This window comes from Pseudomonas tolaasii NCPPB 2192, from assembly GCF_002813445.1.
Taxonomy (GTDB): Bacteria; Pseudomonadota; Gammaproteobacteria; order Pseudomonadales; family Pseudomonadaceae; genus Aquipseudomonas; species Aquipseudomonas tolaasii.
This window is the reverse complement of sequence record NZ_PHHD01000001.1, coordinates 2,657,735-2,671,460: the sequence shown is the minus strand read 5'-3', so window position 1 is coordinate 2,671,460 and position 13,726 is coordinate 2,657,735. Positions and strand designations below refer to the sequence as shown.

General features: G+C 61.0%; 16 protein-coding genes. 7 read left to right on the top strand and 9 right to left on the bottom strand.

Annotated elements, in window-relative coordinates; genetic code table 11:
• The first annotated feature begins 14 nt into the window (after window positions 1-14).
• Together ATI14_RS12360 and ATI14_RS12355 are read left to right on the top strand one after the other, a co-directional pair.
• Entirely contained in the window at window positions 15-635 is a 621-nt protein-coding gene (locus ATI14_RS12360) for a DUF1120 domain-containing protein (RefSeq protein ID WP_016974573.1), read from the top strand.
• Window positions 636-666: 31 nt separating this feature from the next.
• A complete protein-coding gene (locus ATI14_RS12355) occupies window positions 667-1,290 on the top strand; it encodes a DUF1120 domain-containing protein (protein ID WP_016974572.1) in 624 nt (207 codons plus the stop codon).
• On the opposite strand, the gene ATI14_RS12350 is transcribed toward ATI14_RS12355, so the two are convergent.
• Window positions 1,287-2,540, bottom strand: a complete 1,254-nt coding sequence (locus ATI14_RS12350) for a CynX/NimT family MFS transporter (RefSeq protein WP_080519886.1) — start codon at window positions 2,538-2,540, stop codon at window positions 1,287-1,289. The genes ATI14_RS12355 and ATI14_RS12350 overlap by 4 nt on opposite strands.
• Window positions 2,530-3,189 carry a FadR/GntR family transcriptional regulator gene (locus tag ATI14_RS12345; protein WP_016974570.1) on the bottom strand — a complete coding sequence of 220 codons (660 nt, stop codon included), beginning with the start codon at window positions 3,187-3,189 and terminating at the stop codon, window positions 2,530-2,532. The genes ATI14_RS12350 and ATI14_RS12345 overlap by 11 nt, the downstream gene beginning before the upstream one ends.
• Before the next feature lie 159 nt (window positions 3,190-3,348).
• On the opposite strand from ATI14_RS12345, the gene ATI14_RS12340 reads away from it, so the two are divergent.
• A complete protein-coding gene (locus tag ATI14_RS12340) occupies window positions 3,349-3,660 on the top strand; it encodes a type II toxin-antitoxin system MqsR family toxin (RefSeq protein WP_080519885.1) in 312 nt (103 codons plus the stop codon).
• On the top strand, window positions 3,657-4,145 hold the full coding sequence (locus ATI14_RS12335) for a type II toxin-antitoxin system MqsA family antitoxin (RefSeq protein ID WP_016974568.1): 489 nt from the start codon (window positions 3,657-3,659) through the stop codon (window positions 4,143-4,145). Before ATI14_RS12340 ends, ATI14_RS12335 begins: the two co-directional genes overlap by 4 nt.
• A 57-nt stretch (window positions 4,146-4,202) precedes the next feature.
• Here the strand turns inward: ATI14_RS12335 and ATI14_RS12330 are convergent, their stop codons facing one another.
• From ATI14_RS12330 to ATI14_RS12315, 4 genes are all read right to left on the bottom strand, one after another.
• A complete protein-coding gene (locus ATI14_RS12330) occupies window positions 4,203-4,967 on the bottom strand; it encodes an amino acid ABC transporter ATP-binding protein (protein ID WP_003221897.1) in 765 nt (254 codons plus the stop codon).
• 10 nt (window positions 4,968-4,977) lie between these two features.
• Window positions 4,978-6,075, bottom strand: a complete 1,098-nt coding sequence (locus ATI14_RS12325; protein WP_016974567.1) for an amino acid ABC transporter permease — start codon at window positions 6,073-6,075, stop codon at window positions 4,978-4,980.
• 10 nt (window positions 6,076-6,085) lie between these two features.
• A complete protein-coding gene (locus ATI14_RS12320) occupies window positions 6,086-7,267 on the bottom strand; it encodes an amino acid ABC transporter permease (protein ID WP_016974566.1) in 1,182 nt (393 codons plus the stop codon).
• Between the two features lie 72 nt (window positions 7,268-7,339).
• Window positions 7,340-8,371 (bottom strand): amino acid ABC transporter substrate-binding protein, encoded by a 1,032-nt coding sequence (locus ATI14_RS12315; RefSeq protein ID WP_016974565.1) that lies wholly within the window; start codon window positions 8,369-8,371, stop codon window positions 7,340-7,342.
• Between the two features lie 346 nt (window positions 8,372-8,717).
• On the opposite strand from ATI14_RS12315, the gene ATI14_RS12310 reads away from it, so the two are divergent.
• From ATI14_RS12310 to ATI14_RS12300, 3 genes are all read left to right on the top strand, one after another.
• A complete protein-coding gene (locus ATI14_RS12310; RefSeq protein ID WP_016974564.1) occupies window positions 8,718-9,374 on the top strand; it encodes an alpha/beta hydrolase in 657 nt (218 codons plus the stop codon).
• 96 nt (window positions 9,375-9,470) lie between these two features.
• Complete coding sequence (gene rhlB, locus ATI14_RS12305) at window positions 9,471-10,949, top strand: ATP-dependent RNA helicase RhlB (protein ID WP_032805918.1); 1,479 nt, start codon at window positions 9,471-9,473, stop codon at window positions 10,947-10,949.
• 172 nt (window positions 10,950-11,121) lie between these two features.
• The gene (locus ATI14_RS12300) at window positions 11,122-12,261 is read left to right on the top strand and encodes an NAD(P)/FAD-dependent oxidoreductase (RefSeq protein WP_016974562.1); all 1,140 of its coding nucleotides are present in this window, start codon (window positions 11,122-11,124) and stop codon (window positions 12,259-12,261) included.
• A gap of 153 nt (window positions 12,262-12,414) precedes the next feature.
• Here the strand turns inward: ATI14_RS12300 and moaE are convergent, their stop codons facing one another.
• Genes moaE through moaC form a run of 3 tightly spaced genes read right to left on the bottom strand, consistent with a single transcriptional unit; the run spans window position 12,415 to window position 13,579 of the window.
• Complete coding sequence (gene moaE, locus ATI14_RS12295; RefSeq protein ID WP_016974561.1) at window positions 12,415-12,864, bottom strand: molybdopterin synthase catalytic subunit MoaE; 450 nt, start codon at window positions 12,862-12,864, stop codon at window positions 12,415-12,417.
• Between the two features lie 2 nt (window positions 12,865-12,866).
• Window positions 12,867-13,109: a molybdopterin converting factor subunit 1 gene (gene moaD / locus ATI14_RS12290; protein WP_016974560.1), complete on the bottom strand. Its 243-nt coding sequence runs from the start codon at window positions 13,107-13,109 to the stop codon at window positions 12,867-12,869.
• Window positions 13,106-13,579: a cyclic pyranopterin monophosphate synthase MoaC gene (moaC, locus tag ATI14_RS12285; RefSeq protein ID WP_016974559.1), complete on the bottom strand. Its 474-nt coding sequence runs from the start codon at window positions 13,577-13,579 to the stop codon at window positions 13,106-13,108. The genes moaD and moaC overlap by 4 nt, the downstream gene beginning before the upstream one ends.
• Between the last annotated feature and the right edge of the window lie 147 nt (window positions 13,580-13,726).

Below are 13,726 nucleotides of genomic sequence, written 5' to 3'. Positions count from 1 at the left end.
GAAGGAGCAATACCATGAGCATCACTCGTAACCTGTTGGTCGCCGCGCTGCTGACGAGCACCGGCCAGGCTCTCGCGGCCTCCAGTGTCGACCTGAGCGTCAAAGGCACGATCACCCCAAGCGCTTGCACACCAGCCCTGAGCAATGGCGGCCTGGTGGATTTCGGCAAGCTGTCGGCCAAAGACCTGCGCCCGGACCAGCATACCTATCTGACCCGGCAAGACCTGCAAATGACCGTGATCTGCGATGCCAGCACGTTGTTTGCCGTCGCAGTGAAAGACAACCGGGCGGGCTCGGAGTCGAGCCAGGACTTCTACAACTTCGGTCTTGGCCTGATCAACGACACTGAGAAACTCGGCTACTTCACGGTGACGATGTCGGGGCCCATGGCGGATGACGTCAATGTGCGCGGCATTGCCTCTTTCGACGGTGGCGTCACCTGGGAGCGCGAAAGTGCACTGGTGGACGATGGCCTGACCAGCGTCGCCGACATGAACACACTGGCCCCGGTGCCGGTACAACGCCTGGTTACGGGCCTGCAAGTATCAGGTGCCATCGCCCCGGCCCGAGACCTCACCCTGACCAGCGAAGTCCCACTGGACGGCTCCCTGACCATGACCGTCGTGTACCTGTAACGCCCGATCATCCCTTAGAAGGAACACCCCTGTGAGCAAGTCCCTGAACACCCTGATCGCTACCCTGATACTGGCCAGCACCGGTCATGCTTTTGCCGCCTCCAGCACAGATTTGACCGTGCGTGGATTGATTACCCCGAGCGCCTGCACGCCAAGCCTGGGCAATGGCGGGAGCATTGAACTGGGTAAGATCGCCTCCAAAGACCTCAAGCCAGACGACTTCACTTGGCTGGGCGACTTTGTCACGCAAGTCGCCGTCACCTGCGATGCACCGACGCTGATGGCCATCGAGCCCAAGGATAACCGTGCGGGCTCGGAGGCCATGGATCAATCCTCCTACTTTGGCCTGGGCCTGATCAACGGCAGTGAAAAGCTGGGGTCGATGTCCATGTTTCTGGAGAAGATCTTTGCCGATGGCCAGGCCAGCCGGGGGATTGACTCGCTTGATGGCGGCAACACCTGGGAACGTCACTTTGCCATTGGCCCAGACCGCATCACCTCGGTTGCCGACAACACCACCTACGCGCCCATCCCGGTACAGGCCTTCGAGGCCCAGATGACCGTCAGCCCCCTGATCGCCCCCACTCGTGGCCTGACCCTCACTGAAGAAGTGCCCATTGACGGCTCGGTCACCCTGACCGTGCGTTACCTCTAAACCTTCTCGCTGGTCACCCCGACATACAGGGCACGACCAGCCCCCAACCCGGCGATGATCGCGCCCAGCCCGATCACGCCGAACACCCAACCGGTGGCACCCCAGCCACCGGTCCAGTCATGCAGCACACCCACCGCCAACGGGCCCATGGACGCCAGCGTATAACCAATGCCCTGCGCCATGCCTGAGAGGTTGGCGGCCACGTGGGAATCCCGCGAGCGCAGCACGATCAGGGTCAGCGCCAGGCTGAACGTACCGCCCTGGCCCAAACCCAGCAGAATGGCCCAGCCCCACAGCCCGTCCAATGGCGCAAACAGGCAACCAAACAGACCACCGAGGGTGAGCAGCATGACCACGACGATGGCCAGCCGCTGGTCCTTGCCCCGGGTCGCCAGCCACGGCGCGGTCAGGGCGCTGAGCAGTTGCACGATGATCGAACCGGACAGCAGCAAGCCTGCTTCGGTGGCGCTCAGGCCACGGCTGATCAGGATCGACGGCACCCAGCCGAACACGATGTAGGCCAGGGACGATTGCAGGCCCATGTACAAGGTCACTTGCCAGGCCAGCGGATCGCGCAGCAGGCCTTTGACCTTGTACGCCACTTGATGGGCACCCTGTTTCTGCCCCACCTGTGGCAACCAGAACAACGCCGCGACCACCGCGGGCACGATCCAGAACCCCAGGCCGATGTTCCAGCTGTCACCGAACGCGTGACTCAACGGCACCGTGGCCCCCGCTGCCAGCGCCGCGCCCAGGCACAGCGCCATGGTGTAGACACCGGTCATGGTCCCGGCCTGTTTGGCGAAGTCGCGCTTGACGATGCCCGGCAGCAGCACGCCGATGATGCCGATACTGGCGCCGGCAATCAGGCTGCCAACGAACAGCCCCGCCTCGCCGAACGAGCTGCGCAGGATGATGCCGCCGGCCAGCGTCAGCAAAATCCCCAGCACCACTCGCTCGGCACCAAAACGCCGGGCCAGGATCGGCGCCAGTGGCGCGAACAAACCCAGGCACATCACCGGCAAGGTGGTCAGCAGACCGGCCTTGGCTGCCGACAGCCCCAGGCTGGCCGATACGTCATTGAGCAACGGCGACAGGCTCGACAGCGCCGGGCGCAGGTTCATCGCCACCAGGACCAGCCCCAGGATCAGCAACCAGGGGCGGCTCATCGCGGGTGGGGTGTGTTGCACCACCTCGTCGTCGGCTTCGGCGTCGATCAACAGTTCTTCGAGTCTGGTTTCAGGGTTCATTGATCAACTGCCGGCAGAGGGATTTGGCGCGTTCCGGGTCTTGGTTTTCGACGGCTTCGAGCAAAGCGATATGCAGGTCGAACACTGCCTGGCGGCGCGGAGTGATGTTCAAGGTCTGACGCAACTGGGCGCCGACGATGGCGGAGAAATATTGGTACAGCTCGCTCAGCGCCGGGTTATGCGCAGCGTCCACCAAACGTTTGTGGAAGACCAGATCGGCGCTGATGTAGGCCTCGAGGTCACCGTGATACAGCTCGCCGCTGGCTTCAAGCGCTTCGCGCAAACCGTTGAGGTCTTCCTCGGTCCGACGCAATGCCGCGAGGCTGATCGCCTCCACTTCCAGAATCTGCCGCGTCTCCTGGGCCTGCTCCAGCGTGCAGTGGGACAACGCGCGCATCGTGCCCAGCGGGTCGGTCATCGAGCGCAGGTAACTGCCGTCGCCCTGGCGGATCTCGATCAAGCCGGAGAACGCCAAGACACGCATGGCTTCACGCACGGTATTGCGGCTGATGCCCAACTCGGCAGACAGCTCGGGCTCAGTGGGCAGGCGTTCGCCAATGGCCCACGCGCCCTGGCTGATGCGCAGGCGCAATTGCTCCAGGGCTTGGTCGACCAGGGAGCGTTTGATCAAGGGGGCGATAGCTGTCATGGATTTTACGCTTTCGTCCAATCATGGGATGAATTTTCCTACAGCCTATTCGGAGTTACCTACAAAGGCAACGCACTACGGTTCTTAGGCAGGAAAAGGAGCAGTATTTTCGATTGGTAAAATTACCCTCTAAGGGTAATTATTGGGCTCAGGTGTCTTATGGAAAAGTACACACCTCACTACGATTTGGCGTTGGTGAAGGCTGAAGTCATTAAGTTGGGCTTCAGGGCGTTCACGGCAACTGCCCGAGAGGGAGCTCGACAGCTCGAATTGAGCCTGGACCAAATGCATCATGTGGTCTGCGCCCTTGAGCACCGAATGTTGTGCAAATCGATGACGACCTATGCAGACCATCGGGTATGGCAGGACGTCTACCTGATCAAGATTTACGGCACGGAGATTTACATCAAGGTCACTTACCGCCCAGGCGGTGGTCCTCCCGTAATCTCTTTTAAGGAGAAAACCCTATGAGAACCCAGCAATGCATGAGCTGCGGAGCCCATGACGCAATGCAGCATTTCGAAGGTCGCACCTTCACGATCAACACGCGGGGAATGGTTCGAGATATCCCTGAAATTGCGGGCTGGGAATGCAAGGTCTGTCATGAAGTTGAATTCGATCACGACGACGACAGTGCAGAGCGTTATGGAGAAGCGTCCGACCTGCTGTTGATCGACGCGCGTAAAATAATCGCCGCCGAAATGAAGCGAATCCGCCGCAAACTGCACCTCACACAAAAAGACGCAGTGAGGCTCTTCACCGTCCGCGGGCACAATGCATTCTCTCGCTATGAACGGGCGGAGATTTTTCCGCCGGAACCGTTGCTCACATTGATGCGCCTGCTGGATAAACATCCGCACCTGCTGGCCGAGGTAGAAGCCCTTGCTGTCGGTGATGACCTGAACCGCCTGCTCATCGCAAAAGACGCGCAACAGCTCGCAGCGCAAGCCTCCTGAAAACAACAGGCAAAAATAAACCCGGCACTAAGCCGGGTTTATTTATTCACCTATCGATCAATGCAAAATCTGGCTCAAGAACAACTTGGTCCGGTCATTCTGCGGGTTGTCGAAGAAGTCATTCGGCGCCGCCTGTTCCACGATCTCGCCCTTGTCCATGAAGATCACGCGGTTGGCCACGGTGCGGGCGAAGCCCATTTCGTGGGTCACGCAGAGCATGGTCATGCCGTCTTCGGCCAGGCCGATCATGGTGTCCAGAACCTCTTTCACCATCTCCGGGTCGAGTGCCGACGTCGGCTCGTCGAACAGCATGATTTTCGGCTTCATGCACAGTGCGCGGGCAATCGCCACACGCTGTTGCTGGCCGCCGGACAGCTGCCCCGGAAACTTGTGGGCCTGCTCCGGAATGCGCACGCGCTCCAGGTAATGCATGGCAATTTCCTCGGCCTTGCGCTTGGGCATCTTGCGCACCCACATCGGCGCCAGCGTGCAGTTCTGCAGGATGGTCAGGTGCGGGAACAGGTTGAAGTGCTGGAATACCATGCCGACTTCACGGCGGATCGCTTCGATCTGCTTGAGGTCGTTGGTCAGCTCCACACCATCGACCACAATGCGGCCCTGCTGGTGCTCTTCCAGGCGGTTGAGGCAACGAATGGTGGTGGACTTGCCAGAACCCGACGGGCCGCACAGCACGATACGCTCGCCCTGTTTGACGTTGAGGTTGATGTCTTTCAACACGTGGAACTGGCCGTACCACTTGTTGACGCCCTGCATCTGGATAATGCCTTCAGGGCCCACAGGCTTTTTGATTGCTTCGCTCATAAAAGAACTCCTAACGCTTGTGGCCTGTGTCGAGCTTGCGTTCCAGATGCATGGAATAGCGCGACATACCAAAACAGAAAATCCAGAACACCAGGGCGGCGAACACGTAGCCTTCGGTGGCCATGCCCAGCCATTTCGGGTCGGCAGCCGCTTGCTTGACGCTGTTGAGCAGGTCGAACAAGCCGATGATGATCACCAGGCTCGTGTCCTTGAACAGCGCAATAAACGTGTTGACGATGCCCGGGATCACCAACTTGAGGGCTTGCGGCAGAATCACCAGGCCCATGCTGCGCCAGTAGCCCAGGCCCATCGCGGCGGCGGCTTCGTACTGCCCCTTGGGAATGGCCTGCAGACCGCCGCGCACCACTTCGGCCACGTAGGCCGACTGGAACAGGATCACGCCGATCAGCGCCCGCAGCAGCTTGTCGAAGTTCATGCCTTCGGGCAGGAACAACGGCAGCATCACCGAAGACATGAACAGCACCGTGATCAACGGCACGCCGCGCCAGAATTCGATGAAGGTCACGCAGACCACTCGAATCGCCGGCATGTTCGAACGTCGCCCCAGCGCCAGCACGATGCCCAGCGGCAAGGCGCCCGCGATACCGACAGTGGCGATCACCAGGGTCAGCATCAGGCCGCCCCATTGGCTGGTCGCCACGTTGGTCAGGCCGAACACACCACCGTGCAGCAGGCAGTAGGCAACGATCGGGTAAATCACCAGAAAGCTCAGGCCGTATATCGCCTTGCGCTGAAAGCGCGAGATGAACAACGGTGCCACGCCGACGATGGCCAGCCACACGGTCAGGTCCACGCGCCAGCGCAGGTCGCCCGGGTAGTAGCCGTACATGAACTGCCCGAAGCGCTGTTGGATAAACACCCAGCAGGCGCCCTCCTTGGTGCAGTCCGCGCGTGTAGTGCCGACCCAGTTGGCATCGAGGATGGCCCAATGCAGGATCGGCGGCACCACCAGGTACACCAGGTAGATCGCCAGCAAGGTCAGCAGGGTATTGAGCCAACTGGAGAACAGGTTGGCGCGCATCCATGCCATCGGCCCGAACACTTTGCCCGGCGGTGGCATATCAGGTTTGAAAGTATGCGTACTCATGCGTGTTTCCTCACCGCTCGATCAGCGCAATGCGCTTGTTGTACCAGTTCATCAGCAGGGAAATGCTGATGCTGATCGCCAGGTACACGCTCATGGTGATGGCAATGACTTCGATGGCCTGGCCGGTCTGGTTGAGCACCGTGCCGGCAAACAGCGAAACCATTTCCGGGTAACCGATACCGGCGGCCAGCGAAGAGTTCTTCGCCAGGTTCAGGTATTGGCTGGTCAGCGGCGGAATGATCACCCGCAGGGCCTGCGGAATGATGACCTTGCGCAGCGTCGGCCCGGGGCGCAGGCCCAGGGAGCGCGCGGCTTCGGTCTGGCCGTGGCTGACGGACTTGATGCCCGAACGCACGATTTCAGCGATAAACGCCGCCGTGTAAACGGTCAGCGCCAGGGTCAGCGCGAGCAGCTCCGGGATGAGCACCCAGCCGCCGACGAAGTTGAAGCCCTGCAGCTTGGGCATTTCCCAGTGCAAAGGCGCGCCGAAAACCAGCGTGCACAACGCCGGAATCACCACCAGCAGCGCGAGCCCCGCCCAAAACTTGTGGAACGGAACGCCGGTGGCTTCGAAGCGTTTGTTGGCCCAACGCGCCATCAGCACGATTGCCACCACAGCGACGACGATGCTCACCACAAACGGCCAGAAGCCGTCGGCCATCAACGCCGCCGGCATGTTCAGGCCACGGCTGCTGACAAAGAACGTATCGCCGAAGTTGTGGCTGTTGCGCGGCCCCGGCATGGTCAGGAACACCGCGAAGTACCAGAACAGGATTTGCAGCAGCGGCGGAATGTTGCGGAACACCTCCACATACACGGTTGCCAGCTTGTTGATCATCCAGTTCGGCGACAGGCGCGCCACGCCGATGATGAAACCGAGCAGGGTGGCCAGGACCACGCCGATCACGGTCACCAGCAAGGTGTTGAGCAGCCCGATCACGAAGACGCGGGCATAGCTGTCCGATTCGGTGTAGTCGATCAGGTGCTGCGCGATGCCGAAGCCGGCACTGCGCTCAAGAAAGTCGAAACCCGAGGTAATGCCCCGGTGTTGCAGGTTGGTCTGGGTATTGTTGAAGAGGTACCAGCCCAGCGAGACCACCGCCACAATCGTGATGATCTGGAAGAGCCACGCACGCACTTTGGGATCGCTGAAGCTGAGCTTCTGCTTTGGTGCGCCGATTTGATTTTGCATGAAGTGCCCCGGAAAGAATGGAACAGAACATCACCCGGTGGTTGGCCCACCGGGTGACAGAACCATCAGCGATCAGCGCACAGGCGGTGCGTATTGAATGCCGCCGTTGTTCCACAGCGCGTTCAGGCCACGGTCGATTTCCAGCGGCGTGCTCTTGCCCAGGTTGCGCTCGAACATTTCACCGTAGTTACCGACTTGCTTGACGATCTGCACGACCCAGTCTTTCTTCACTTTCAGATCTTTGCCGTATTCGCCGTCAGCACCGAGCAGACGGGCAACGTCCGGGTTCTTGGTGGACTTGGCTTCAGCTTCAACGTTTTTGGAGGTGATGCCGGCCTCTTCAGCGTTGAGCATGGCGTAGCCAACCCAGCGCACGATGGCCAGCCACTCGTCGTCGCCGTTACGCACGACCGGGCCCAGAGGTTCTTTGGAGATGGTTTCCGGCAGCACCACGTAGTCCTTCGGCGAAGCCAGCTTGCTGCGCTGGGCGAACAGCTGGGACTTGTCGGATGTCAGCACGTCGCAACGGCCCGATTCCAGCGACTTGGCGCTTTCGTCGGAGGTGTCGAAGGTGATCGGGGTGTACTTGAGGTTGTTGGCGCGGAAGTAGTCGGAAACGTTCAGCTCGGTAGTGGTACCGGCCTGGATGCAGATGGTTGCACCGTCCAGTTCCTTGGCACTTTTAACACCCAGCTTGTTGTTCACCAGGAAGCCGATGCCATCGTAGTAAGTGATGAAGCCCGGGAATTTCAGGCCCATGCCCGCATCGCGGGAGCTGGTCATGGTGGTGTTACGCGACAGAATGTCGACTTCGCCGGACTGAAGCGCGGTGAAACGCTCCTTGGCATTCAACTGGCTGAATTTGACCTTGGTAGCGTCGCCGAAAACGGCAGCGGCCACAGCGCGGCACACGTCAGCGTCGATCCCCAGGATCTTGCCGCTGGCATCCGGCACCGAGAAACCCGGCAGGCCGTCACTCACGCCACATTGCACAAAGCCTTTCTTCTGCACGGCGTCCAGGGTGGCGCCGGCTTGGGCGAAACCGCTGACACCCAGTACAGCCGCCGCACACACGATGGCCAGGGTGGATTTCAATACCTTCATTCAAACCTCCAGTTTTGCTCTTGTTGTGTCGGAGCTAGAACCCCAGCGCACCCTTATGAGGCGATATCGACCTGTGTTGGCTTTTTTTAGGTCAAGCGGCATGGGGTTTTCGCAATAATTCCAGTTGCTATCCCACAAGCGGCAGTCACTGATAGTGTTACCGTCCCGAGATAGTTCTGACATCGACCTACACATAGCAAGCCCCGTACCAGAGTGCTGGCGGAGTCGCTTCAGCACTCGGTCAATAGAAAAAGATTCAACCTTGCGACATTCTCTTAACAGATCAACCTGTCGCGCACCGTTCCGACGCACCCATTCGGAGCGCACGCACATATATGGAGCAGACATGACCGAACCCTTGATTCTTCAGCCCGCCAAGCCCGCAGACGCCTGCGTTATCTGGTTGCATGGCCTGGGTGCCGATCGCTACGACTTTTTGCCGGTAGCCGAAGCGCTGCAGGAAAGCCTGCTGAGTACGCGCTTTGTTTTGCCCCAGGCGCCGACCCGCCCGGTGACCATCAACGGCGGCTATGAGATGCCCAGTTGGTACGACATCAAGGCCATGAGCCCGGCGCGCTCCATCAGCCTGGAAGAGTTGGAAACCTCGGCCAAAACCGTCATGGATTTGATCGAAGACCAGAAGAGAACCGGAATAGACGCTTCGCGAATTTTCCTCGCCGGCTTTTCCCAAGGGGGCGCCGTGGTCTACCACACCGCTTTTGTGAACTGGGAAGGCCCGCTGGGTGGCGTGATCGCCCTCTCCACTTACGCGCCCACCTTCAGTGATGAACTGGAGTTGTCCGCCAGCCAGCAGCGCATTCCGACGCTGTGCCTGCACGGCCAGTACGACGAAGTGGTCCAGAACGCCATGGGCCGCAGCGCCTATGAGCATTTGAAGACCCGTGGTGTCACCGTGACATGGCAGGAGTACCCAATGGGCCACGAAGTGTTACCCGAGGAGATACGCGATATCGGTGCCTGGTTGACCGCTCGCCTGGGCTGAAAACCACACATTATGTAGCCACATGACAGACGCACTACGCCGCGCCCGATTCTTGCATTACACTGGCCGGCGTACATTCCTTAACCAATTAATGAGATCACCGTGCTCAAAGCACTTAAGAAGATGTTCGGCAAAAGCGAGGCTGAGCCGCTCGCGCCTGTTGCCACTGCTCCTGTCCCCACGCCCGGCAGCCGCAATGACGCTAAACAGTCCGACCGGACCGCACCTGTCGCTTCTGCGAAAAAGCCGCCGGTGACACCGCCAGAGCCGAAAACCGCCGGGGTTGCCGCCGCTCCTGTCGTGGCACCCGCGCCCAAAGCGGCTCGCCGCGAGCGCGCGCCAAAGCCGCCGGTGATCCCATGGAAGCTCGAAGACTTCGTCGTCGAGCCCCAGGAAGGCAAAACCCGCTTCCATGACTTCAAGCTCGCTCCGGAACTGATGCACGCCATCCAGGACCTGGGCTTCCCGTATTGCACGCCGATTCAGGCGCAGGTATTGGGCTTCACCCTCGCCGGCAAAGACGCCATCGGCCGCGCTCAGACCGGCACCGGCAAAACCGCCGCCTTCCTGATCTCGATCATCACCCAGTTGCTGCAAACGCCACCGCCCAAGGAACGCTACATGGGCGAGCCGCGCGCACTGATCATCGCGCCAACCCGCGAACTGGTGGTGCAGATCGCCAAGGACGCGGCCGACCTGACCAAGTACACCGGCCTCAACGTGATGACGTTCGTGGGCGGCATGGACTTCGACAAGCAACTCAAGCACCTCGAAGCCCGCCATTGCGACATTCTGGTCGCCACCCCGGGCCGCCTGCTGGACTTCAACCAGCGCGGCGACGTGCACCTGGACATGGTCGAAGTGATGGTGCTGGACGAAGCCGACCGCATGCTCGACATGGGCTTCATCCCGCAAGTGCGTCAGATCATTCGCCAGACCCCGCCGAAATCCGAGCGCCAGACCCTGCTGTTCTCCGCCACCTTCACCGATGACGTGATGAACCTGGCCAAGCAATGGACCACCGACCCGTCCATCGTCGAGATCGAAGCGGAAAACGTGGCCAGCGAAAACGTCGAGCAACACATCTACGCCGTGGCCGGTGCCGACAAATACAAGCTGCTCTACAACCTGGTCAACGACAACGGCTGGGAGCGCGTGATGGTGTTCGCCAACCGCAAGGACGAAGTGCGGCGCATCGAAGAACGCCTGGTGCGCGATGGCGTCAACGCTGCGCAGCTGTCAGGCGATGTGCCGCAGCACAAACGCATCAAGACCCTGGAAGGTTTCCGCGAGGGCAAGATTCGCGTGCTGGTGGCCACCGACGTGGCCGGGCGCGGCATTCACATCGACGGTATCAGCCACGTGATCAACTTCACCCTGCCGGAAGTACCGGACGATTACGTGCACCGCATCGGCCGTACCGGCCGTGCAGGCGCGGCCGGTGTGTCGATCAGCTTTGCCGGCGAAGATGACTCGTACCAGTTGCCGTCGATCGAAGCGCTGCTGGGCCGCAAGATCAGCTGCGAAACGCCGCCGACGCACCTGTTGCGGGCTGTGGAGCGCAAGCGCCCTTAACGGCTCTAATGCGATCAAAATGTGGGAGCGGGCTTGTGTGGGAGCTGGCTTGCCTGCGATGCAATCACCTCGGTGTGTCAGTCACACCACAGTGATGCTATCGCAGGCAAGCCAGCTCCCACATATGCCGCTCCCACAGTTGTTTCAGCGTATTCAATTTCCAGGAGGAACCATGAACCACGCCGACTACCTCATCATCGGCGGCGGCATTGCCGGGGCGTCCGCCGGCTTCTGGCTGTCGCAACACGCACGGGTCATTGTGCTGGAGCGCGAATCCATGCCGGGCTACCACTCCACCGGTCGCTCCGCCGCGCTTTACATCGCCGCCTACGGCACACCGCAGGTACGCGCCCTGACCCTGGGCAGCCGCGCCTTCTTCGACCACCCGCCTGCCGGTTTCACCGAGCATCCCTTGCTGACACCCCGCGGCGAAATCGTGGTGGACCTGATCGGCGACCCGGTAGAACTGCAACGCCAGTTCCTGAAAGCCAAGGCAGTGGTGCCGCAAACCCGCCTGCTGGACGCCGAAGACGCCATGAACATGATGCCGATCCTGCGCCCGGAGAAGGTCCACGGTGCCTTCTGCGACCCGACCGTGTGCGACATCGACACCGACGCGCTGTATCAGGGTTACCTGCGCGGTATTCGGCGCAATGGCGGCGAGGTCCACACCGACAGCGAAGTGCAGCAATTGAGCCGTGACGCCCAAGGCTTATGGCAGGTGCGCACCCCGCAACAACATTTCAGTACGCCCGTGGTGATCAACGCCGCCGGTGCATGGGCCGATACCATCGCCGAGCTGGCGGGTGTGCAGAAGATCGGCCTGCAACCCAAACGCCGCAGCGCCTTCACCTTCGCGCCGCCTGCGGGGGTGGATATTCAGGCCTGGCCCGAGTTGGCGGCGCTGGATGGTTCTTTTTACATGAAGCCGGATGCGGGCATGTTTCTCGGCTCGCCGGCCAACGCCGATCCGGTAGAGCCCCACGACGTGCAGCCCGAAGAGCTGGACATCGCCATGGGCATCTACCACATCGAAGAAGCCACCACCTTGACCATCCGCCGCCCGACGCGAACCTGGGCGGGGCTGCGCAGTTTTGTCAGTGATGGGGACCTGGTGTGCGGGTTCGACCCGCAAGTGGAAGGGTTTTTCTGGGTGGCGGCCCAGGGCGGCTACGGTATCCAGACCTCGCCCGCCATGGGCCAGGCCAGCGCGGCGCTGGTGCGCGGCGAGCCGTTACCGGAGGCGCTGATCGCTGTGGGACTGACCGAGGCAATGCTGTCGCCCGCAAGGCTGAATCAGCCTGCTCTCTAAACCGCAGCAGATCAAAGGTGGGAGCTGGCTTGTGTGGGAGCTGGCTTGCCTGCGATGCAAGCACCTCGGTGTGTCTGTTGCACCGCAGTGATGCTATCGCAGGCAAGCCAGCTCCCACAAAGCCCACATTGGCCGCCCCGCCAGCCTCAGTGATTACTTCCAGCGATCCGCCGCGGCATGATCGCTGCTGCGCCCTTCCACCCAGCGCGGGCCTTCGGGGGTGTTTTCCTTTTTCCAGAACGGCGCGCGGGTTTTCAGGTAGTCCATCACAAAGGCACAGGCATCAAACGCCGCCTGGCGATGGGCACTGGCGGCGCCGACAAACACGATCGGCTCGCCCGGCTCCAGCGCGCCGATGCGGTGCAGCACCTCCAGCTTGAGCAGCGGCCAGCGCTGCCCGGCTTCGACAGCAATTTTGGCCAGGGCCTTTTCGGTCATGCCGGGGTAGTGCTCCAGGAACATCCCCGACACGTCGCGGCCGTCATTGAAGTCGCGCACATAGCCGACAAAACTCACCACCGCGCCCACGCCCACATTGGCCGCGTGCATGGCATTGAGCTCAACGCCCGGATCAAACGCCTGGGCCTGCACCCGAATGGCCATCGTCAGCCTCCGGTCACGGGCGGGAAGAACGCCACTTCGTCGCCCGCCTGCACCGGCTCATCGAGGCTGCACAATTCCTCATTGCGCGCGCACATCAGGCTGGTTTCGTTGAGCACCGCAAACTCAGGGTCGCCGGCCAGCGCCTGGCGCACCGCCTCGACGGTGGCGAACTCGCCTTCCATCTCCAGCGAATCAAAACCCACCGCTTCGGCGTAGCGCGCGAAAAACAATACGTTGATGCTCATGCCTGGTCCGCCTTGAAGTGCCCGCTCTTGCCGCCGAGTTTTTCCAGCAGTCGAATGTGTTCGATGGTCATGCCGCGGTCCACGGCCTTGCACATGTCATAGATCGTCAGGGCCGCCACGCTGGCGGCGGTCAGCGCTTCCATTTCCACGCCGGTCTGGCCGCTGAGTTTGCAGCGCGCGAGGATATGCACCGCGTCCACGCCCTCGGCGCGCAGTTCGACTTTGACGCCGGTGAGCATCAGCGGGTGGCACAAGGGGATCAAATCACTGGTTTTTTTGGCGGCCTGGATTCCGGCAATGCGGGCCACGGCAAACACGTCGCCCTTGGGGTGGGCGCCATCGACAATCATTTTCAGGGTCTCGGGCAGCATGCGCACCCGCGCTTCGGCCACGGCCTCACGGAACGTCACGGCTTTGTCGGTGACGTCGACCATGTGGGCACGGCCTTGGGAATCGAGATGAGTCAGCACAGGGATACTCCTGATCAGGAGCGGCAATTGTAAACCCGTGAGTCAAATTTGCGCAGGGCTGTTTATCCCATGAGCCCGTCGAGAGAAAACACTGTCAATGTGGTGAGGGAGCTTGCTCTCGCTGGACTGCGCAGCAGTCCCCGCCTC

What these genes read in the sequence shown, in the direction of transcription:
- ATI14_RS12360 (WP_016974573.1), top strand. Translation starts at nt 15, where the DNA reads ATGAGCATCACTCGTAACCTGTTGGTCGCCGCGCTGCTGACGAGCACC.
- ATI14_RS12300 (WP_016974562.1), top strand. Translation starts at nt 11,122, where the DNA reads ATGAACCACGCCGACTACCTCATCATCGGCGGCGGCATTGCCGGGGCG.
- ATI14_RS12315 (WP_016974565.1), bottom strand. Translation starts at nt 8,371, where the DNA reads ATGAAGGTATTGAAATCCACCCTGGCCATCGTGTGTGCGGCGGCTGTA.
- ATI14_RS12320 (WP_016974566.1), bottom strand. Translation starts at nt 7,267, where the DNA reads ATGCAAAATCAAATCGGCGCACCAAAGCAGAAGCTCAGCTTCAGCGAT.
- moaD (WP_016974560.1), bottom strand. Translation starts at nt 13,109, where the DNA reads ATGAGCATCAACGTATTGTTTTTCGCGCGCTACGCCGAAGCGGTGGGT.
- ATI14_RS12345 (WP_016974570.1), bottom strand. Translation starts at nt 3,189, where the DNA reads ATGACAGCTATCGCCCCCTTGATCAAACGCTCCCTGGTCGACCAAGCC.
- ATI14_RS12310 (WP_016974564.1), top strand. Translation starts at nt 8,718, where the DNA reads ATGACCGAACCCTTGATTCTTCAGCCCGCCAAGCCCGCAGACGCCTGC.
- ATI14_RS12325 (WP_016974567.1), bottom strand. Translation starts at nt 6,075, where the DNA reads ATGAGTACGCATACTTTCAAACCTGATATGCCACCGCCGGGCAAAGTG.
- moaE (WP_016974561.1), bottom strand. Translation starts at nt 12,864, where the DNA reads ATGGCCATTCGGGTGCAGGCCCAGGCGTTTGATCCGGGCGTTGAGCTC.
- ATI14_RS12350 (WP_080519886.1), bottom strand. Translation starts at nt 2,540, where the DNA reads ATGAACCCTGAAACCAGACTCGAAGAACTGTTGATCGACGCCGAAGCC.
- ATI14_RS12335 (WP_016974568.1), top strand. Translation starts at nt 3,657, where the DNA reads ATGAGAACCCAGCAATGCATGAGCTGCGGAGCCCATGACGCAATGCAG.
- ATI14_RS12340 (WP_080519885.1), top strand. Translation starts at nt 3,349, where the DNA reads ATGGAAAAGTACACACCTCACTACGATTTGGCGTTGGTGAAGGCTGAA.
- ATI14_RS12330 (WP_003221897.1), bottom strand. Translation starts at nt 4,967, where the DNA reads ATGAGCGAAGCAATCAAAAAGCCTGTGGGCCCTGAAGGCATTATCCAG.